Below are 20,331 nucleotides of genomic sequence, written 5' to 3' on the forward strand. Positions count from 1 at the left end.
CGGTTGGCAATGAGTCGTTTTATTATCGAGTTCGGTGACCGCTTAGACGGTCATCTTTAATACGTTGGCAGTTACACAGAATTATGGACAGGCTCACTATATTACTGCTTATGTTAGAAAATATTATTCTTCATAGTTTACTAACTTGCTGCCTTGTAAACCAGCAATAATAAATTAACCATACTATTAATCTGTATAGATTATATTAAAGCTCCATGACAATCTGCTAAATATTATGTATAAACACTCATCCTTTATATAGGACTATCGAAACCATCACCAACAAAGATAATATTATCAGCGAATATGAGAGTATTATAAGTCATGTGCCATTCCTGTAATGTGACATCAAATTGTATGATACAGATCCCCTCATAAATTCCGACAAAAGCCGGCAGGTAGGCCCCGTTATAATCAGACCATAACGGGGAAAACTAACACCTTAACATAGTTTATTACCCTATAAACCGAAGTGACACCTGCGATTTAACTTTATAATTCTCTGGCTCAGGTTATAAAACTAATCGAAAAAATAGTTCAGGCAACGAGATAATTTACGACAGCATACTTATAATTGCGCTCCGTTTTAACTGCCCAGAACTTATCACATAAAATATAATTTACATAATTAAAAATCACACCTTAAAAAGTAACAAATAAACAATGATATTGCTTTAATTAGTAAATTATCATTGGAAAAATTTAAATTTACCCATTTTTATCATTGGTTTTCTTTTAACCAAAAATAGCCTACCCGTATTGTAGATATAGAAAACATCGTTATAAGGCGACTCAGGACCTCCCCTTCATATTAAATCACCTAATGAACTACACACATAAAAGAGGTTTTCACGAAATTTAAACAGGCATTCATTGTTGATGCTTGCTCATACCGATGGTATCAATCGCAGCCCAGAAAGGTTTTGTCGATCCCACCACGTTTAAGGGCAGTGAAGCTGAAAAACAGGCCGTGAACGATTATATCAAGGCTAAAATCCAGCAAGAAATACAAAGCGTTGATATGGATAACTCGGCAACTTTACACATGATGGAAAAATCTAATCTCGATGCTTTTAAGTAACTGACCGAAGCCAACGATAAAAAACTGTTGAAGAGCGTGATTAAAACCTATTGCGAACATATCGACATCTGTCGTTATCAGAATCTGCAGATAATGTATGTTAACGATCTAAACGCCAGCAAACAAATTAAGCGGATAACACAGCTCGCGCATAAAAAAAGGGCCTACCATCACGGTAAGCCCTTATCAGTATTAACTTTTGGATGCAGCGTTAGCCCACGCGGTTCAGGCGCTCTTTAATACGAGCAGCCTTACCAGTACGCTCACGCAGGTAGTACAGTTTGGCTTTACGAACGGCACCACGACGTTTAACAGCAATGCTGTCGATTACTGGTGAGTGAGTCTGGAATACACGCTCAACACCTTCGCCGTTGGAAATCTTACGAACAGTGAATGCAGAGTGCAGACCGCGGTTACGGATAGCGATAACCACGCCCTCGAATGCCTGCAGACGTTTTTTGCTACCTTCAACGACCCATACCTTCACTTCCACGGAATCACCCGGACGGAATGCAGGTACGTCTTGCTTCATCTGCTCTTGTTCAAGTTGCTTAATAATGTTGCTCATAATATGTCTCTTACCCTAGGTAAACTGATATATCGGTCTCGTCTGCGAATCAGACGTTCCCTTCATAGTCCTGTTGCTTTGCACGATGTTCACGTTGGAACTCAGCCAGCAACACCGCTTGCTCGTCAGTCAGAGCTAGGCTTTCTAGAAGTTCAGGTCTTCTAAGCCAGGTACGGCCCAGCGACTGCTTTAAGCGCCAGCGACGTATCTCGGCATGGTTGCCCGACAGTAAAACCGGCGGCACTTCCATCCCTTCTAACACCTCAGGCCGGGTATAGTGCGGGCAATCCAGCAACCCATCGGCGAAAGAATCTTCTTCCGCAGAGGCCTGATGCCCCAGCACACCCGGTATAAAACGGGCCACTGAATCAATCAGAGTCATTGCCGGCAGTTCCCCGCCGCTGAGTACGTAATCGCCGATTGACCATTCTTCATCAATTTCGGTTTGGATCACGCGCTCATCGATCCCTTCATAACGGCCACAAACCAAAATCATCTTCTGATTAGTCGCCAGTTCGCAAACGCCGGTTTGATCCAGCTTGCGCCCCTGAGGTGACAGATAAATCACCTTTGCTCCCTCGCCTGCCGCTGCTTTCGCAGCTGTAATGGCTTCCCTTAAGGGTTGCACCATCATCAGCATTCCCGGGCCGCCGCCATAAGGGCGATCGTCCACGGTACGATGCCGGTCGTAGGTGAAGTCGCGAGGACTCCAACACTGCACGCTCAGCAGGCCATTTTTTACTGCCCGGCCAGTCACCCCGTAATCGGTGATTGCGCGAAACATTTCTGGAAACAGGCTTACAATACCAATGAACACAAGCCAATCCCCATAATGTTATTCCACTTGCTTCGACCGTTTGATTCGGAGATCAAAAACCAGGATCCCACTCTGCCTCGATTACCTTGGCAGCGAGATCGACTTTCTTGATAACCTGCCCATGAAGAAACGGGACCAACCGCTCCTTCATGCCGAAGGCATCTTTCAGGTTTGCCCGCACGACCATCACGTCGTTTGAACCGGTTTCCATCATATCGACGACTTTACCCAGTTCGTAGCCGGAAGTGGTGATTACCTGGCAGCCCATCAGGTCTTTCCAGTAATAATCTTCCCCCTCCAGCGGAGGCAACTGCTCGGAATCCACGATAATTTCGCAATTAGTCAATAGATTCGCAGCATCCCGATCGTCAACATCTTTGATCTTGATGATCAGATCCTTATTGTGGCGTTTCCAGCTTTCCAGCTCGACAACCTGCCACTGACCCGCCTTTTGGATTAACCACGGCTGATAGTCAAAAATGCTTTCAGCGTTTTCGGTGGATGAAAACACTCTGAGCCAACCACGAATGCCGTAAGTAGACCCCATTTTACCGAGAACAATCGGCGCTATCGGTACTACCGGTTTGAGTTGCTTGCTCATTGCCACCACCGCGACAGATTAAGCTGCTTTCTTAGCGTCTTTGATCAGCGCATGAACGCGATCAGAAACGGTTGCACCTTGACCGATCCAATGTTCGATGCGGTCCAGGTCCAGACGCAGTGCTTCAGCCTGACCAGAAGCGATCGGGTTGAAGAAGCCTACGCGCTCGATGAAACGACCATCACGCGCATTACGGCTATCGGTCACTACTACTTGATAGAACGGACGCTTTTTAGCGCCGCCACGTGCCAAACGAATTGTTACCATAACATCCTCTTTAGTTAATAAAACAGCCGGGCCCCATTGAGGGACGGGGCCCGGTTGCAATATAAAAAGCCCGAAAATTTTACTCATTTTGGCGCAAAAAGCAATCTAAAGCGTAGATTGCTGGTAATTCGTTTTGCGACCATGTCACTTTCGAGCCGTTTTTGCCGCATGCGGCAAATCGGTGAATACGCCTCGACATGAGGCGCTACGGACTTAACGGCCTGGGAAACCCGGCGGCATCATACCTTTCATGCCGCGCATCATCTTCGCCATACCGCCTTTCTTCATCTTTTTCATCATGCGTTGCATGTCGTCAAACTGCTTCAACAGGCGGTTGACGTCCTGTACCTGCATGCCAGACCCCATCGCAATACGGCGCTTACGCGAGCCTTTGATGATTTCTGGTTTGGCGCGTTCTTTCATCGTCATCGAATTGATGATCGCTTCCATCCGCACCAAAACTTTGTCATCCATCTGTGATTTGACATTGTCGGGGAGTTGACCCGCACCAGGCAGCTTGCTCAACATGCTGGCCATGCCACCCATGTTACGCATTTGTTTAAGCTGATCGAGAAAGTCGGTTAAATCAAAACCATCGCCTTTCTTCAGCTTTGAGGCCAGCTTCTCCGCCTGCTCACGATCAACTTTGCTTTCAATATCTTCGATCAGTGACAGCATGTCACCCATACCAAGAATGCGCGATGCAACGCGATCCGGATGGAACGGCTCGAGCGCGTCGGTCTTCTCACCCACGCCGAGGAATTTAATCGGTTTACCGGTAATATGGCGAATAGATAACGCCGCACCGCCGCGCGCGTCACCATCAACTTTGGTCAGCACCACACCGGTCAGCGGCAACGCTTCGTTAAACGCTTTTGCCGTGTTAGCCGCATCTTGGCCGGTCATGGCGTCAACCACAAACAGCGTTTCCACCGGTTTGATTGCCGCATGTACCTGTTTGATCTCGTCCATCATCGCTTCGTCAACGTGCAGACGACCGGCGGTATCGACAATCAGGACATCATAAAACTTAAGCTTTGCCTGTTGCAGCGCACGGTTAACAATGTCGAGAGGCTTATCTTGGGCGTCTGATGGGAAAAAGTCGACGCCAACGCCTTCAGCCAGCGTTTCCAACTGTTTAATCGCCGCAGGGCGATAGACGTCAGCAGAAACCACCAGCACTTTTTTCTTCTGTTTTTCTTTCAGGAATTTGCCAAGTTTACCGACGCTGGTGGTTTTACCCGCACCTTGCAAACCCGCCATCAGCACCACGGCCGGTGGCTGAGCCGCCAGATTCAGCTCGGTGTTCTCCTCGCCCATCGCGGCAATCAATTCGTTCTTAACGATTTTGACGAATTCCTGCCCCGGCGTCAGGCTTTTGTTCACTTCATGTCCGACCGCGCTCTCTTTCACGCGGTTGATAAAGTCACGCACTACCGGCAACGCAACATCCGCTTCCAGCAATGCCATACGCACTTCACGCAGGGTTTCTTTGATATTCTCTTCGGTCAGCCGCCCACGGCCGCTGATATTGCGCAACGTGCGCGACAATCGATCGGTTAAATTTTCAAACATCGTCTCAGGCTCAACGTAAAGACAGGCCGCCATGGCGACACAATTGCGGCGATTATAACACGAAGCAAACACGATCTCTGCCTCAGCGTTGGAGATCGGTTGGAGCGTAGCGCGCACAACGCTATACTGGCAATCCGATTAACCACGCCGATGCTAAATTAAACGCTATGCCAGTATTTTCCATTGTGGCTTTGATAGCCTACCTGCTCAGCCTTGGACTGATCATTCCCAGTTTGTTGCGGAAGAATAGCGCCTACCGTCGGCTTGCCTTACTCTCTGCCGTTATCGCATTGGTTTGCCATGCTATCGCGTTGCAACAACGTATCTTTGCCGTCAACGATGGGCAAAATCTCAGCCTGATTAACATCGGCTCAATCGTCAGTCTGATTATTTGTACCGTGATGACCATCGTCGCTTCACGCGATCGCGGTTGGTTCTTACTGCCCATCGTCTATAGCTTTGCGATGATTAATCTGGCGTTCGTCAGTTTGCTCCCTGGCGAGTTCATTACCCATCTCGAAGCCAGTACCGAACTGTTGGTGCACATCGGCCTGGCACTGTTTTCCTACGCCACGCTAATTATTGCCGCCTTGTATGCGTTACAATTAGCTTGGCTGGATTATCTGCTGAAAAATAAAAAGCTCACTTTCAGTGCAGATATGCCCCCGCTGATGAGCATCGAACGCAAAATGTTTCACATCACCCAAATTGGCGTGGTGTTGTTGACGCTCACGCTATGCACTGGCCTGCTGTACATGGATAATCTGTTCAGTAAAGAAAACGTGCATAAAGCCGTGCTATCAATTATGGCATGGTTTGTTTATATCGTTCTGTTATGGGGCCACTATCATGAAGGATGGCGTGGCCGCCGAGTGGTCTGGTTCAGCTTGGCTGGCGCATTTCTCCTCACGTTAGCTTACTTCGGTAGCCGCCTGATCCAAGAAATCTTAGTACGTTAAACGGTTTTTATTGTGCCTCATATTAGTGAGGTTATTTTTCTCCACACATAAGGAATATCGCGTTGGAGCAAGTTTCGACAACCACCCTACTCATCATTTTGGTGATCATGCTTGTGGTTTCAGCTTATTTTTCGGCCTCCGAAACAGGCATGATGACGCTCAACCGCTATCGTCTTCGCCACTTATCCAAGCAGGGTAACCGCGCTGCTCGCCGGGTAGAAAAACTACTACAAAAACCCGATCGCCTGATTGGTCTGGTGCTGATTGGCAACAACCTGGTCAATATTTTGGCTTCTGCACTGGCGACCATCGTTGGCATGCGCTTGTATGGCGATCTCGGCGTCGCGATTTCCACCGGGGTTTTAACCTTAGCCGTGCTGTTGTTTGCTGAGGTGTTACCAAAGACTTTTGCTGCGTTGTATCCGGAACGCATCGCCTTTCCAAGCAGTTTCCTGTTAGCGCCGTTGCAGAAAGTGATGTTTCCGCTGGTTTGGCTACTTAACGGCATCACCAGCACCACGCTTCGGCTATTCGGTATCCATACCAATCAACGAATGAGTGATGCGGTCAGTAAAGAAGAGTTACGCACCATTGTTAACGAATCGCACTCGCAAATTTCGCCGCGTTATCAGGACATGTTGATTTCCGTACTGGATCTGGAAAAGGTCACAGTGGAAGACATCATGGTACCGCGTAATGAGATCATGGGTATTGATATCAATGATGACTGGAAATCCATCATGCGCCAGTTAACTCATTCCCCGCATGGCCGCATCGTGCTATACCGCGATTCGCTGGACGATGCTATCGGTATGTTGCGAGTGCGCGAAGCCTATCGCCTGATGACCGAAAAGAAAGAATTCAACAAAGAGAATTTGCTGCGTGCAGCAGATAAAATCTACTACGTACCTGAAGGGACACCGCTTAACGTGCAGTTGGTTAAATTCCAGCGGAATAAAGAGAAGGTAGGTATCGTGGTCGATGAATACGGCGATATTCAAGGCCTGATGACGGTTGAGGATATTCTTGAAGAGATCGTCGGTGATTTCACCACATCCATGTCGCCCACGCTGGCTGAAGAGGTCAATCCACAGAGCGACGGTTCCGTGTTGATTGACGGTACGGCAAACGTGCGTGAGTTAAACAAAGCATTCAACTGGAACCTGCCGGCCATTGAGGCCCGTACGATTAACGGTATGTTGCTTGAAGAGCTGGAGGAAATCCCAGAGAACGGCACTCGCGTTCGGGTCGGTAATTATGATTTCGACATATTAGATGTGCAAGATAACATGATCAAACAGGTGCGGGTGACGCCGATCAATCCGTTGCAAAACAGCGTACAGAATCACTAAGCTCACGGCATGTGAAAATGAAAAAAGACGCGCATCGCGTCTTTTTTCTTGCCGTTTTCTCGGTAACTAGATATGTAACTCTTGCAGTTTCTCTTTCGGCAAAGCCAGTTCTTCGTTGTGATTCACAACCACACCACGATCCAGAATATGTTTTGCAATATCCTGCGCTTCTTCCAGTGAGTGCATATGGTAAGTCCCGCACTGGAATTCATTTAACTCCGGGATCTTACGCTGATCGGTCACTTTCAGTACGTCGGCCATCGCCGCTTTCCAGGCATCCGCAACGCGTTGCTCTTCTGGTACACCGATCAGGCTCATGTAAAAACCGGTGCGGCACCCCATCGGCGAGATATCGATAATCTCAACGCCATGACCATTGAGATGATCGCGCATAAAGCCCGCGAATAGATGCTCCAACGTATGGATACCACGCTCTGGCATCACTTCCTGATTCGGAATGCAAAAGCGCAGGTCGAAGACGGTGATGGTATCACCCTGCGGGGTTTTCATGGTTTTCGCAACGCGAACAGCCGGCGCTGCCATGCGGGTGTGATCAACGGTAAAGCTATCCAGCAGTGGCATTTCGTCATCTCCTCGTATAAAGAAAATTTATTTCGGACTTTTTTAGCGATCTCAGGAAACCTTTTCCCAGCCAGCGAGTCAGAGTATGTGAAAGACGCGTATTTGTTATCATCATCCCTGTCATCAGAGATGCATATTTGGCCACATTGATGTGGCCTTTTTCTTTTTCAGCCCCCGCCATTCGCTTTCAGGAACTGTTCAAAGCTTAGCGTATCACTGGCTTCCATGTCGCGCTGGCGCTGCCAAGACGCTTTCGCCTCTTTGGCCAATGCCTCTTCCGTTAGAATTTCCAGCGGCTCTTCCATCAGTGTCTGGCGATATTGTTCCGCCAATGCCAGCCCCACAGCGCCTGTGCCATCTTCCAGCATCGCTTTCAAAATACGCGCAGAAAACGTCAGGTCGGGATCGTCAAAGGCCGCAACCAACCGATCGCACACTTGCTGATAAGCCTGATTGCCCGCCTCGTTATCCAGCACTTCGGCCACCCGACGCAGATCGGCAAACAATGCCTTACCCACTTGTTCCAACGGTTTACGGGTATCATTACAACCGATACCAATGGTCTGCCCCGGTTTACGCCCTTCCAGAATGACTCGATTCCAGTTTTTACGCGTGCACAGCAGCTCATCGCTGCTCATTTCAGGCGCGTCAGCTAACACACACCACACCAGGAACAAATCAAGGAAGCGCGCTTGAACCTCGTCGACACCAATGGGTGAGAAAGGATTGATATCCAGCGAGCGCACTTCGATATACTCAATCCCCCCGCGCAGCAAGGCATCCGACGGTGTTTCACCACTGTGTGTAACGCGCTTTGGCCGAATCGGCGCATACAGCTCGTTTTCAATCTGCAACACATTGGTATTCAACTGCACATAACGATCGCCGTCTTTTACCCCGAGTTTGGCAAACTCTTCCGACGGTGTCGCAATGGCTTGCTTTAGGCCATTCACATAGCTGTGCAGATCGTTAAAAGTAATACCAAGATTACTTTGCGATTTATTGGTATAGCCCAAATCACTTAGCCGCAGAGAAGTGGCATACGGCAGATACAGCATCCCACGCCCATTGCTTTCGAACGGTAGCGTCGTTTCTCGCCCGTTCAAGAACGAAGAGCAGATCGCTGGCGATGCGCCAAACAGAAACGGAATCACCCAGCCAAAACGATAATAGTTACGGATCAAACGGAAATAGCCCGCCGAAATTTGCTCTTTACCGCTTTCAGCGTCTTCTACCCCCGCCCACGCCTGCCAAAACTCCATCGGCAACGAGAAGTTATAATGGACGCCCGAGATAGTCTGCATCAACGCGCCGTAACGATTTTTCAACCCTTCACGGTATAACGTTTTCATGCGCCCAATGTTTGATGAGCCAAACTGCGCCAGTTCGATGTCCTGTTCCGCGCCGATGAAACACGGCATGCTCAGCGGCCACATCCGCTCTTCGCCAATATTACGGGCCACATGGCGGTGAATATCACGTAAAAATGCTAGCAGGTGATCGATGTCACCATCAACAGGCGTAATAAACTCTAACAGTGCTTCGGCAAAATCCGTTGTGATCCAATGATGGGTTAAGGCCGCCCCCAACGATTCCGGATGCCCGGTTGTGGCCAGTTGACCATCCGCAGTCACGCGCAATGTTTCACGCTCAATGCCACGACGAATACCTTTTAACGCCTGAGGATGGGCTTCCAACCAAGAAAGCGCCTGTGATACGTCCGGGATCAAATTGACCTCCCGCTTCTAAAAACCCTAGCTTGTAAGCAGACTGAAACCCACTCGAAAGAATAATCACTGTTATTCACTTCGTTAATGCCACCAGGCAATTCCCTGTAGCGTTAGCATAGTCAATATGACGTAACGCAGCGCTTTTCCAATACACAAGAATAGCGCAACAGGGCCCCAAGGCATGCGCAGCCAGCCTGCTAACACGCATAATAAATCGCCTACTACCGGCAACCAGCTGAGCAAGAGCGCAGCAGGGCCATAGCGTTGTAACCACCCTTGGGCCATTGTCAGGCCGCGTTGGGGTTTCATTGCCGGTAATAGGCGCCCGATAATTACATTAGTCAATCCGCCAAGCGTATTGCCCAACGTCGCCGCGAGCACTAATAACTCGGGTGAGATAGAGCTACTGCTTAGCAAAGCAACCAAAACGATTTCTGAATTTCCTGGCAACAGCGTCGCACTAAGAAAGCTGCTGCCAAATAACGAGAATAACGCTAGCGTACTACTCACCGTGTACGGACGTCCACCACGGCCATATTGGCACGAAGCGCCGCCTGGATACCGAAGTCTGCATCTTCAAATACGACGCACTGTTCAGGCTGTACACCTATCAATTCTGCGCAGCGTAAAAAAGTGTCCGGCTCTGGCTTGTGTCGCTGAACATCATCGGCACCAACAATTGCGTCAAAGCAATGAAACAATCCCAAATGGCGAAGTAATGCCTCTGCCATCTTATGCTCACTGCCCGTCCCTACCGCCATCGGACGACGGCCGTGATAGGACTTCACAACATCGACCAGCGGCAATGGCTGCACGGTATCGAGCAGCATCGCTTCCACCACACGAGTCTTTTCTGCAGCGAGATGATGGGGATTGAGATCGGCTTGGTGTGCATTGATAATCGCTGCGGCAATGTGCCAGGTTGGCGAACCATTCAGGGCAACTACCGCTGCTTCATCGAACGCCATACCATAGCGGTTCAAGACTTCAAGCCACGCTTTACGATGCGTTGGCTCAGTATCGAGAAGCGTGCCGTCCATGTCGAATATTAGCCCCTGGTAGCGATCGTACATCGTTACTCCATGCGGATAGAGAAAGAAAACCACTTTATCGCAAAGCCGGGAAATTGTCGCTGATTGCGTGATGACAGAAAATGCTCTGGAAAGGATAGGTCAGTAATTCTGGCGCGGTCAGAAAAGCAAAAAAACCGCCGAAGCGGGTTGAGCTTGATGACGAAATCGCCTGATGGCCCGAGATACCCGGGCCTAGCGTAGCGAGGGGCACTCCGGTGGCTTACGCCACTACGACCCCATCGCCACGCTTTCCCTAATAACGGGCTTTTCTTCGATGGTGCATCCGGGAGGATGACTCAGCGTAAACGCTTTACCCTTCGGGCCGTTGCTAAAGCAACGTTGTCTCGCTGCGCTCGGCTCGAACCTCCCACCGCTCTGCTGGCGGTCGGAAAAGTGAAAAACCCGCCGAAGCGGGTTTTTCTTAGATGGTGCATCCGGGAGGATGACTCAGCGTAAACGCTTTGCCCTTCGGGCCGTTGCTAAAGCAACGTTGTCTCGCTGCGCTCGGCTCGAACCTCCCACCGCTCTGCTCGCGGTCGGAAAAGCGAAAAACCCGCCGAAGCGGGTTTTTCTTAGATGGTGCATCCGGGAGGATTCGAACCTCCGACCGCTCGGTTCGTAGCCGAGTACTCTATCCAGCTGAGCTACGGATGCAATCTAATTTTTTACAGCGAATTTGTTTCTATCCGTGAAACTTCACTTGAATAATGGTGCATCCGGGAGGATTCGAACCTCCGACCGCTCGGTTCGTAGCCGAGTACTCTATCCAGCTGAGCTACGGATGCACAGAATTCTTTTTGATACCGTATGGTATTTTGTTACACACCCTACCATACCGCTTCGTTGCGTTAACACAGGTTTGAATGACGACGTTCAAACACATGCCTTAATATGGTGCATCCGGGAGGATTCGAACCTCCGACCGCTCGGTTCGTAGCCGAGTACTCTATCCAGCTGAGCTACGGATGCAAATGGCGGTGAGGCGGGGATTCGAACCCCGGATGCAGCTATTAACCGCATACTCCCTTAGCAGGGGAGCGCCTTCAGCCTCTCGGCCACCTCACCAACACGCTTCTTTCGAATTGTGCCTAACTCGCTTTAGAGAAGCTCATCGGCACTGCGTGGCGCACATATTACTTTCCCCGACTTATAAGTCAAACAATTTTTCCCAACTCATGTGCGTTTGCACAAATCACGCGCAACATGGGTGAATTCACGGCAAAAAGAGTGTTTTATCAACAAGAGAACGCAGGAAGTCCGGAAACAAAAAAGATGCTGACAAAGAAAAAATGTGTGATTGAGCGGGAAGAAAGGCGGGATAATTCGATAATAAAGGCAGCAGCGTCTCGCTACACGGCAAGACGCTGCTTTCGAAATCAGTAAGAGGTCTGTTGAGACTTCTCTGCTTGAATGCGTTGATAGATTTCTTCACGGTGTACAGACACCTCTTTCGGAGCATTCACACCAATACGAACTTGGTTGCCTTTTACCCCTAGCACTGTAACCGTCACCTCATCGCCAATCATGAGGGTTTCACCAACTCGACGAGTCAGAATTAACATTCTTTGCTCCTTGAAAGATTAAAAGAGTCGGGTCTCTCAGTTTCTCCGACATTATCCATCATATGTGGTGAAAAGGTAAGTCATAGAACCCACAATAAATGTAAGTAGACTTAGTATCACCCCAGATAATGGTAAGTCTAGCCGATCAGAGAAACTTTGTTCCCGCAATTATTACTACATAGTCTTAGCATTGAGAAAAAACGCCATAATCAACAAAGAGTTATGGCGTTAAGATATGCTATTTATTTATATTCACAGTTTAGAAGCCACCCAGGCTTCCACGCTGCCTAATGCTACAGGTAGGGCGTTGACATCGCTTCCCCCTGCCTGCGCCATATCTGGACGACCACCGCCCTTCCCGCCCACCTGCTGCGCGACATGGCCAATCAACTCCCCGGCTTTTACCCGGTCGGTCAGATCTTTGGTTACACCCGCAATCAGGCTAACTTTATCATCTGCAGCGGTAGCCAAAACAATGATGGCGGAACCCAGTTGATTTTTAAGATCGTCAACCATGGTACGTAACATCTTCGGCTCAACATTATCTAACTGGCTTACCAGCAGTTTCACACCGTTCACTTGTTTGGCTTTGCTCGATAGTGAGGCACTTTCTAACGCCGCCTGCTGGTCTTTAAGCTGTTGCAGCTCTTTTTCCAGCGCGCGAGTGCGTTCCAGCATCGCACGCACCTTCTCCGTCAGATTATTGCTGTCACCTTTAACCAGGTGAGCAACATCCTGTAGCAAATCGCTTTGCTGATGCAGCGCAATAATCGCATTCTCGCCGGTTACCGCTTCAATACGGCGGATACCTGCTGCGGTGCCTGACTCGCTCTGAATATGGAATAAACCAATATCACCCGTGCGGCTGGCGTGTGTGCCACCACACAGCTCGGTTGAGAAGTCACCCATCGTCAGCACACGCACGTTATCGTCGTATTTCTCGCCGAACAATGCCATCGCGCCCTTTTCCTTCGCAGCATCCAGCGCCATAACGTCTGTGTGAACCGGCAAGTTGCGACGAACCTGTTGGTTGACCAAATCTTCTACCGCACGGATTTGCTCTGGTTTCATCGCTTCGAAATGCGAGAAGTCGAAACGCAGATATTTATCGTTAACCAGTGAGCCTTTCTGCCCAACGTGTTCGCCCAACACCTGACGCAACGCGGCATGCAGCAGGTGAGTTGCCGAGTGGTTTAAACGAATACGGTTACGACGGATGCTATCAATCAGCGCATCAACGCTATCACCGATTTTTAACGCGCCCTGAGACAGCTTGCCCTGATGGCCGATAGCCTGACCATACTTTTGCGTATCGCTCACCACGAACTCGGCACCAGCGGTTTTCAGCACACCTTTATCGCCAACCTGACCACCTGATTCAGCGTAGAACGGCGTTTCATCCAGAACCACCACGCCATCTTCACCCGCGCGGATTTCATCGACGGGCTGGCCATCACGGAACAATGCCGTCACTTTAGCCTGCTGTTCATCGTGGTCATAACCGCAGAACTCGCTAGTGCCATCGACACGGATCAAGCTATTGTAATCAGCACCAAAACCGCTGGATTCACGCGCCCGACGGCGCTGCGTTTCCATCGCGGCTTCGAAACCAGCCTCATCGACTTTTAGACCGCGTTCACGGCAAACGTCAGCCGTCAGATCAACCGGGAAGCCGTACGTGTCGTACAGGCGGAAAGCCGTCTCACCGTCAAGCGTATCGCCCTGCAACTGAGCTAATTCATCATCCAGCAGTGCCAAGCCACGCTCCAGCGTACGGGCAAACTGCTCTTCTTCAGTTTTCAGCACTTGTTCGACCATCGACTGCTGGCTTTTCAGCTCATCGGCTGCCGGGCCCATCACGGCGATTAACGGTGCAACCAGCTTGTAGAAGAAGGTGTCTTTCGCTCCCAACATGTTTCCGTGACGCACTGCACGTCGAATGATACGGCGCAGCACGTAACCACGGTTTTCATTCGACGGGGTCACACCATCAGAAATCAGGAAGGCACAAGAACGAATATGGTCGGCGATAACACGCAGTGATTTATTACCAAGATCGGTCGCACCGGTTACTTTCGCTACTGCTTCAATCAGCGTGCGGAACAGGTCGATTTCATAGTTGGAGTTAACGTGTTGCAACACCGCCGCAATACGCTCCAGGCCCATGCCGGTATCCACAGACGGTTTAGGCAATGGCTGCATCGTACCGTCGGATTGACGGTTGAACTGCATAAAGACGATATTCCAGATCTCGATGTAACGGTCACCATCTTCTTCAGCGCTGCCTGGAGGGCCACCCCAGATGTGATCGCCGTGATCGTAGAAAATTTCGGTGCAAGGGCCACAAGGGCCTGTGTCACCCATTTGCCAGAAGTTATCAGACGCAAATGGCGCGCCCTTGTTATCGCCAATACGAATAATACGCTCGGCTGGAATACCAATTTCTTTTTGCCAGATGTCGAATGCTTCATCATCCGTCTCGTAGACGGTCACCCACAACTTCTCTTTGGGCAGATTAAACCAGTTTTCACCGGTCAGCAGTTCCCACGCATAAGCGATCGCATCGTTTTTGAAGTAATCGCCGAAGCTAAAGTTGCCCAACATTTCAAAGAAAGTATGGTGACGGGCGGTATATCCGACGTTTTCCAGATCATTATGCTTACCACCCGCACGCACGCAACGCTGCGAAGTTGTTGCTCGGGAGTAGGCACGTTTGTCCAGTCCCAGGAAAACATCTTTGAATTGGTTCATGCCGGCATTGGTAAACAACAATGTCGGATCATTGTTAGGCACCAGGGAGCTGCTTGCTACAACCTGATGACCTTTACTATGAAAGAAATCGAGAAACGCTTGACGGATCTCAGCGGTGCTCTTGCTCATATTTTTCCCGGAAAGGCTAGAATAACGATACGTGAGCAAGGAACGCATCATCCTGATGGTGGTAACCTGCTCACGAACAAAAAGTGGGGATAAGATAAATTTTCTTCAGAGGGAAGTAAAACCCCGTGTGCGTTCATTGCGCAAAATCACGGTAAATTGACTGAATTTCTTCCTGAAAGAAGCCTCGATAAAGCAGATAACGCTGCACTTTAGCTTTATCTTTCCATTCTTTCGGCAATGATTCACCAAACTTGCGCTGAGCAACCTCTTTAGCCTGCTCGCACCAATCGATCTCACATTCAGCCAATGCCGTCTGTATCAGCTCTTTTTCCACACCCTTTTGCATCAATTCTGAACGAATACGTTGCGCACCATAACCCTTTCGGCTGCGGCTGCCAATATAACTGTTGGCAAAGCGCCGATCGTCCAGCCAATTATGCTGATAACAATAAGCAATGATTTGTTCGACAATGGCAGGGTCTATCGGTTCGTCATGAGAGGGCGTGGAACCTTTGCCAGCAAATCGGGGCTGGGCAAAAAACGGCTGCGCCGCAAGTTTGCGGCGCAGTTCTGCTTCACTATGATCGCGCTGGGACAGTAGCCGCATCGCACGGCTTAACTGCGCATTGAACGTGTTCCCTGAGGATTGAGGAACGGCATCACTCATAGACTTACAACCTTGGTAAGAACGATACACCCGGCTCCGCGTGTATCGTCTTCAGTCACTGTTAAAACTCTTCACTCGTTTCAGCTTCGTCGTCAAAGCCTTCATCTGTCGCGGTTACTGGTTCATTGCTGTTACGCAACAACAAGTCACGCAGTTTTTTATCCAGTTCAGCGGCAATAGCTGGATTTTCTTTCAGGAAGTTACAGGCATTTGCCTTACCCTGTCCGATCTTCTCACCGTTGTAGCTATACCAAGCACCCGCTTTTTCGATCATCTTGTGCTTCACGCCCAGATCCACCAGCTCACCACGGCTATTGATACCTTCACCGTATAATATCTGGAACTCTGCTTGTTTGAATGGTGCAGCGATCTTGTTTTTAACCACTTTTACACGCGTTTCACTGCCGACAACTTCATCGCCTTCTTTAATCGCACCGATACGGCGGATATCCAGGCGGACAGAAGCGTAGAATTTCAACGCATTACCACCGGTCGTGGTTTCTGGATTACCGAACATCACACCAATTTTCATACGAATCTGGTTAATGAAAATCAGCAAGGTATTGGCATTTTTCAGGTTACCCGCCAGCTTGCGCATCGCCTGGCTCATCATACGTGCCGCCAGGCCCATATGGGAGTCACCAATTTCACCTTCAATTTCTGCTTTTGGCGTCAACGCCGCAACGGAGTCGACGATGATCACGTCAACTGCGCCAGAACGGGTCAGTGCATCACAGATTTCCAACGCCTGCTCGCCGGTATCCGGTTGCGAACACAGCAAATTATCAATATCTACGCCCAATTTTTTAGCATAGATAGGATCCAAGGCGTGTTCGGCGTCAATAAACGCACAGGTTTTGCCTTCACGTTGCGCAGCCGCGATAACTTGTAACGTCAGGGTGGTTTTACCGGAAGATTCAGGCCCGTAAATCTCAACAATACGCCCCATTGGCAAACCGCCAGCGCCCAGTGCGATATCAAGTGACAGGGAGCCGGTAGAGATCGTTTCCACGTCCATGGAACGGTCTTCACCCAGACGCATGATGGAGCCTTTGCCGAATTGTTTCTCAATTTGGCCCAGTGCTGCAGCTAACGCCTTTTGCTTGTTCTCATCAATAGCCATTTTTGCTCCTTCGTTACGCAATGTCGGTGTTACCCCACACTGCCACTGAATGTATGTTGTGCAGGAAATGTCACTAATTATACTGTATGGTCATACAGTATCAAGCCTAATTTTACAAAAATTCATCAAGAACAGTTTGCAGGGCGAAAATCGTCGCCTGTTGTCTCACCGCATCGCGATCGCCTGCAAAGTACGCTTTGCATGCCAATACGCGCCCAGTCCGTTCTGCAAAGCCAAACCACACCGTTCCTACTGGTTTTTCATTACTGCCGCCATCCGGCCCGGCAATACCACTGACCGAAACGGCAACGTCAGCATTAGCGGCATGCAGCGCGCCTTGCGCCATTTCACGCACTACCTCTTCACTGACCGCCCCCTGCGCCTGCAAGGTCGATTCTGCAACCCCCAGTAATTGATGCTTCGCACTATTGCTGTAGGTAACAAAACCACGATCGAAATAGGCAGAACTGCCCGCGATATCGGTAATGGCCTTCGCGATACCGCCACCAGTACAGGATTCCGCACAGGTGATCCACAGTCCACCGGTTTTCAATTTCTCACCAATTTTCGTACTCAGTTTATGCAATGTATTTTCGCTCATCATGACTCCTTGGTGGCTCAGAATATATGCGCCCGAGCGTCGCCGTTATCAAGATGTGATGGCCGGCAATGGCTCACATTGCGCGTTATCACGCAAACGGGTGCGGTTTTAAGCATGCGCGCAAACTGTTAGTATTAAATGTAGCGCTCGCGTTACCGCGCTGTTTTGTATCATAAGGAAATTTCTACAAGGATGCCGGTTACCGGCCAACATCAATCCATAACTAACCATTAGGATGATCGTGTGAAAAAGACGTTAGGCGTATTCTTCCCGCTCTATACCACCACGTTGCTCATGCTGCTGGGATCGGGTCTGCTGACGACCTATATTTCGTTGCGCTTAACCTCAATAAATGTCACCGGCGGGATGATCGGTGCCATTATCGCCGCTAACTACATTGGTCTGGTGATTGGCGGCAAGGTTGGCCATTTTCTCATTGCTCGCGTCGGCCACATTCGCGCCTATGTTTCTTGTGCTGGCATCATTACCGCAGCGGTTTTGGGCCACGGACTGACAGAGTATATTCCTGTTTGGGTGGTTCTGCGGCTGATTATTGGCTTATGCATGATGTGCCAGTTCATGGTATTAGAAAGCTGGCTGAACGACCAGTCAGAATCCAATCAACGTGGCATGGTATTCGGTATTTATATGGCAGCAACCTATCTTGGCATGTCGTTAGGCCAGGTCGTGTTGATGCTACAAAGCGGGTTAGGCATCACGACGTTACTGCTCATTGCACTGTGCTTTGCCTTGTGTCTGGTGCCGATTGCACTGACAACACGCACCAATGCGCGCCACATGTCACCTGCGCCCCTCGAACTGCGCTATTTTATCAGCGCGATCCCCAAAGTGCTGGCAACCACCTTGGTGATCGGTATGGTCGTCGGTTCGTTCTACGGTCTCGCGCCAGTGTATGCCAGTCAACAGGCGCTGAGCACTCAGCAAACCGGCCTGTTTATGGCGCTGGCTATTTTCGCAGGGCTGGTAGCGCAATTCCCCCTCAGTTGGCTATCGGATCGCTATAACCGTACGCTACTCATGCGTATTAATGCCATTCTGTTGACGGTGGCCGCATTGCCATTGGCATTATTGCCACATATCAATTTTGAGCTATTACTGGCGGTGGGATTTGTCGTCAGTATGTTGCAGTTCACGCTTTATCCGCTGGCTGTCGCGTTGGCGAATGATTTAATCGAACCAGAACGGCGCGTTTCATTGGCGGCCTGCTTGCTGATGGCGTTTGGCGTCGGCGCCAGCATCGGCCCTTTGGCGGTAGGCATGCTTATTCAGCCGCTCGGCGGGAATATCCTGTACGTCTTTTTTGCCCTATGTGGCGTATTGATCGTTGGTTTCAGTCGGACGGTAAAACAAGACGAGTCTCAGTTTGTCGAGGATGCGCCCTTACCGCATATCCCAATGCCAGATAGCTTGGTCAGTTCTCCGCTATCACCGGCATTGAACCCGACCTTTGATGAGCAAACGATTCAGGAAACCATGCCGCCGCCAGAGGCCGCGCCTGAATACATCGAGTCCGTCAATGCCGATGACGCAACGGCGCCAGCAGAGGCCGAAGCATCACCGCCACAAGGTGCCGATCCTGACGAAGATACCGGCTTGAAGAAAGCCTTCACCATGCTGTAAAAAGGCCTTAACCGCCTCGTGCGCGGCAAGCCACTGGGCGCCTTTCGCTATGCCAGCTCAGGCCATCAAACGACCTTTCCATCAACTTCAAAGGGCCTAACGGCCCTTTTCTGCTGAATCAACCGCCGCGACGTGCTCTGCCAACCGCTTCGCCCAGTTGCCACACTGCCATGGCATAATAGGTGCTGTGATTGTAACGGGTGATGGTGTAAAAATTCGGTAAACCAAACCAGTACTGATATTCTTTGCCTGCATCTAAACGCAACAGGCTCACTTTCTGATCGTGACCCAATGCGCCCTGAGGTGTCAGGCCAGCCGCCTGCAACGCACCAACGGTATAACGCGTTTTGAAACCGTGCGCCATAAGCGGTGCCTGTCCGTTAGCCCGGATAGCCACCGGGGCACCGCTCTGCCAACCGTGAGCACGAAAATAATTAGCCACGCTGCCAATGGCATCTTCTGGATCCCACAGATTGATATGACCATCGCCGTTAAAATCCACCGCATACTCTTTGAATGACGAAGGCATAAACTGACCATAGCCCATCGCCCCCGCATAAGAGCCACGTAAATCCAGCGGATCGCGGCCTTCTTTACGCGACATGAGCAGGAACGTTTCCAACTCGCCGGTGAAATAGGCGGAACGCCGCGGGTAGTCAAACGATAGGGTCGCTAATGCATCAATAATACGCGTTTTCCCCATTACGCGACCCCAGCGTGTTTCAACACCGATAATACCGACAATAATTTCTGGCGGAACGCCGTAAGTCTGATGCGCACGCTCTAAGGTATCCGCATATTGGTTCCAGAAAGCCACGCCATTCGGCAGATTATCTGGCGTAATAAATTTGTTGCGATAACGCAACCAGGCCCCATTAGGACCTGAAGGCGGCTTGCCAGTTGGGCTAGGCGCCTGACGATCCATTAATCGGATAACCCAATCCAGCCGTTTGGTTTGTGCCAACACCGAATGCAACTGCTGACGGTCAAAACCATGTTCATTCACCATTTTATCGACGAAACGTTGCGCATTGGCATTGTTCGCGTAATCCCCATCCAGAATCAGTGGGTTGGCATGCCCGGCATCCAGCAAAAAGCCACCTTGAACCGCTTGGCCTTGCGCAGGCGTCGTCGTGTCGGGTTCGCTGCTACAGGCAGAGAGCAAAAGTGCAAGAGGAATAAGAGTTGCAAGATGTCGCATCAGGTATCCATACAGCTATGGCTAAAAGAAGTTAACGTATGGTAAATCATA

General features: G+C 49.9%; 19 protein-coding genes, 4 tRNA genes and 2 other RNA genes. 4 read left to right on the forward strand and 21 right to left on the reverse strand.

Annotated elements, in window-relative coordinates; genetic code table 11:
• The first annotated feature begins 895 nt into the window (after positions 1 to 895).
• On the forward strand, positions 896 to 1,081 hold the full coding sequence (locus ACQKDS_RS00005) for a hypothetical protein (protein WP_399665119.1): 186 nt from the start codon (positions 896 to 898) through the stop codon (positions 1,079 to 1,081).
• Positions 1,082 to 1,292: 211 nt separating this feature from the next.
• Here ACQKDS_RS00005 and rplS read toward each other — a convergent pair whose 3' ends face one another.
• The 5 genes from rplS to ffh all read right to left on the reverse strand — a co-directional run bounded on the left by rplS (position 1,293) and on the right by ffh (position 4,909).
• Positions 1,293 to 1,649, reverse strand: coding sequence for a 50S ribosomal protein L19 (gene rplS, locus ACQKDS_RS00010; RefSeq protein ID WP_025301638.1), 357 nt, complete (start codon positions 1,647 to 1,649; stop codon positions 1,293 to 1,295).
• A 49-nt stretch (positions 1,650 to 1,698) separates the two neighbouring features.
• Complete coding sequence (gene trmD, locus ACQKDS_RS00015) at positions 1,699 to 2,466, reverse strand: tRNA (guanosine(37)-N1)-methyltransferase TrmD (RefSeq protein WP_399665116.1); 768 nt, start codon at positions 2,464 to 2,466, stop codon at positions 1,699 to 1,701.
• 52 nt (positions 2,467 to 2,518) lie between these two features.
• Positions 2,519 to 3,067, reverse strand: coding sequence for a ribosome maturation factor RimM (rimM, locus tag ACQKDS_RS00020; RefSeq protein WP_399665113.1), 549 nt, complete (start codon positions 3,065 to 3,067; stop codon positions 2,519 to 2,521).
• 18 nt (positions 3,068 to 3,085) lie between these two features.
• On the reverse strand, positions 3,086 to 3,334 hold the full coding sequence (rpsP, locus tag ACQKDS_RS00025) for a 30S ribosomal protein S16 (RefSeq protein WP_399665110.1): 249 nt from the start codon (positions 3,332 to 3,334) through the stop codon (positions 3,086 to 3,088).
• Positions 3,335 to 3,547: 213 nt separating this feature from the next.
• Positions 3,548 to 4,909, reverse strand: coding sequence for a signal recognition particle protein (gene ffh / locus ACQKDS_RS00030; protein WP_399665107.1), 1,362 nt, complete (start codon positions 4,907 to 4,909; stop codon positions 3,548 to 3,550).
• A 167-nt stretch (positions 4,910 to 5,076) separates the two neighbouring features.
• On the opposite strand from ffh, the gene ACQKDS_RS00035 reads away from it, so the two are divergent.
• Positions 5,077 to 5,868, forward strand: coding sequence for an inner membrane protein YpjD (locus ACQKDS_RS00035; RefSeq protein ID WP_399665104.1), 792 nt, complete (start codon positions 5,077 to 5,079; stop codon positions 5,866 to 5,868).
• Between the two features lie 62 nt (positions 5,869 to 5,930).
• Positions 5,931 to 7,220, forward strand: coding sequence for an HlyC/CorC family transporter (locus tag ACQKDS_RS00040; protein ID WP_399665101.1), 1,290 nt, complete (start codon positions 5,931 to 5,933; stop codon positions 7,218 to 7,220).
• A gap of 66 nt (positions 7,221 to 7,286) precedes the next feature.
• Here the strand turns inward: ACQKDS_RS00040 and luxS are convergent, their stop codons facing one another.
• The 15 genes from luxS to pncC all read right to left on the reverse strand — a co-directional run bounded on the left by luxS (position 7,287) and on the right by pncC (position 17,438).
• Positions 7,287 to 7,802 (reverse strand): S-ribosylhomocysteine lyase, encoded by a 516-nt coding sequence (luxS, locus tag ACQKDS_RS00045; RefSeq protein WP_399665098.1) that lies wholly within the window; start codon positions 7,800 to 7,802, stop codon positions 7,287 to 7,289.
• A 167-nt stretch (positions 7,803 to 7,969) separates the two neighbouring features.
• The gene (gene gshA, locus ACQKDS_RS00050; protein ID WP_399665095.1) at positions 7,970 to 9,532 is read right to left on the reverse strand and encodes a glutamate--cysteine ligase; all 1,563 of its coding nucleotides are present in this window, start codon (positions 9,530 to 9,532) and stop codon (positions 7,970 to 7,972) included.
• Positions 9,533 to 9,613: 81 nt separating this feature from the next.
• On the reverse strand, positions 9,614 to 10,042 hold the full coding sequence (locus ACQKDS_RS00055) for a YqaA family protein (RefSeq protein ID WP_399665092.1): 429 nt from the start codon (positions 10,040 to 10,042) through the stop codon (positions 9,614 to 9,616).
• On the reverse strand, positions 10,039 to 10,605 hold the full coding sequence (gene yqaB, locus ACQKDS_RS00060) for a fructose-1-phosphate/6-phosphogluconate phosphatase (protein WP_399665089.1): 567 nt from the start codon (positions 10,603 to 10,605) through the stop codon (positions 10,039 to 10,041). The genes ACQKDS_RS00055 and yqaB overlap by 4 nt, the downstream gene beginning before the upstream one ends.
• A gap of 275 nt (positions 10,606 to 10,880) precedes the next feature.
• A non-coding RNA gene (locus ACQKDS_RS00065) (RtT sRNA) lies at positions 10,881 to 10,997 on the reverse strand.
• Between the two features lie 34 nt (positions 10,998 to 11,031).
• Positions 11,032 to 11,154, reverse strand: a non-coding RNA gene (locus tag ACQKDS_RS00070) — RtT sRNA.
• Positions 11,155 to 11,182: 28 nt separating this feature from the next.
• Positions 11,183 to 11,259, reverse strand: a tRNA-Arg gene (locus tag ACQKDS_RS00075).
• A gap of 54 nt (positions 11,260 to 11,313) precedes the next feature.
• Positions 11,314 to 11,390 (reverse strand) — tRNA-Arg (locus tag ACQKDS_RS00080).
• A gap of 107 nt (positions 11,391 to 11,497) precedes the next feature.
• Positions 11,498 to 11,574, reverse strand: a tRNA-Arg gene (locus ACQKDS_RS00085).
• A gap of 3 nt (positions 11,575 to 11,577) precedes the next feature.
• Positions 11,578 to 11,670 (reverse strand) — tRNA-Ser (locus tag ACQKDS_RS00090).
• 311 nt (positions 11,671 to 11,981) lie between these two features.
• Complete coding sequence (gene csrA / locus ACQKDS_RS00095) at positions 11,982 to 12,167, reverse strand: carbon storage regulator CsrA (protein ID WP_013574027.1); 186 nt, start codon at positions 12,165 to 12,167, stop codon at positions 11,982 to 11,984.
• Positions 12,168 to 12,419: 252 nt separating this feature from the next.
• Positions 12,420 to 15,047, reverse strand: a complete 2,628-nt coding sequence (gene alaS / locus ACQKDS_RS00100; protein ID WP_399665086.1) for an alanine--tRNA ligase — start codon at positions 15,045 to 15,047, stop codon at positions 12,420 to 12,422.
• 133 nt (positions 15,048 to 15,180) lie between these two features.
• The gene (gene recX, locus ACQKDS_RS00105) at positions 15,181 to 15,714 is read right to left on the reverse strand and encodes a recombination regulator RecX (RefSeq protein ID WP_399665083.1); all 534 of its coding nucleotides are present in this window, start codon (positions 15,712 to 15,714) and stop codon (positions 15,181 to 15,183) included.
• A gap of 61 nt (positions 15,715 to 15,775) precedes the next feature.
• Positions 15,776 to 16,837: a recombinase RecA gene (recA, locus tag ACQKDS_RS00110; RefSeq protein ID WP_399665080.1), complete on the reverse strand. Its 1,062-nt coding sequence runs from the start codon at positions 16,835 to 16,837 to the stop codon at positions 15,776 to 15,778.
• 112 nt (positions 16,838 to 16,949) lie between these two features.
• Entirely contained in the window at positions 16,950 to 17,438 is a 489-nt protein-coding gene (pncC, locus tag ACQKDS_RS00115; protein WP_399665191.1) for a nicotinamide-nucleotide amidase, read from the reverse strand.
• Between the two features lie 243 nt (positions 17,439 to 17,681).
• Between pncC and ACQKDS_RS00120 the strand changes: the two genes are divergently transcribed.
• Positions 17,682 to 19,079 (forward strand): MFS transporter, encoded by a 1,398-nt coding sequence (locus ACQKDS_RS00120; protein WP_399665077.1) that lies wholly within the window; start codon positions 17,682 to 17,684, stop codon positions 19,077 to 19,079.
• A 118-nt stretch (positions 19,080 to 19,197) separates the two neighbouring features.
• Here the strand turns inward: ACQKDS_RS00120 and mltB are convergent, their stop codons facing one another.
• The gene (mltB, locus tag ACQKDS_RS00125; protein ID WP_399665074.1) at positions 19,198 to 20,280 is read right to left on the reverse strand and encodes a lytic murein transglycosylase B; all 1,083 of its coding nucleotides are present in this window, start codon (positions 20,278 to 20,280) and stop codon (positions 19,198 to 19,200) included.
• Positions 20,281 to 20,331: the final 51 nt, after the last annotated feature.

This window comes from Serratia sp. NPDC078593 (assembly GCF_050268245.1).
Lineage (GTDB): Bacteria > Pseudomonadota > Gammaproteobacteria > Enterobacterales > Enterobacteriaceae > JBNNGK01.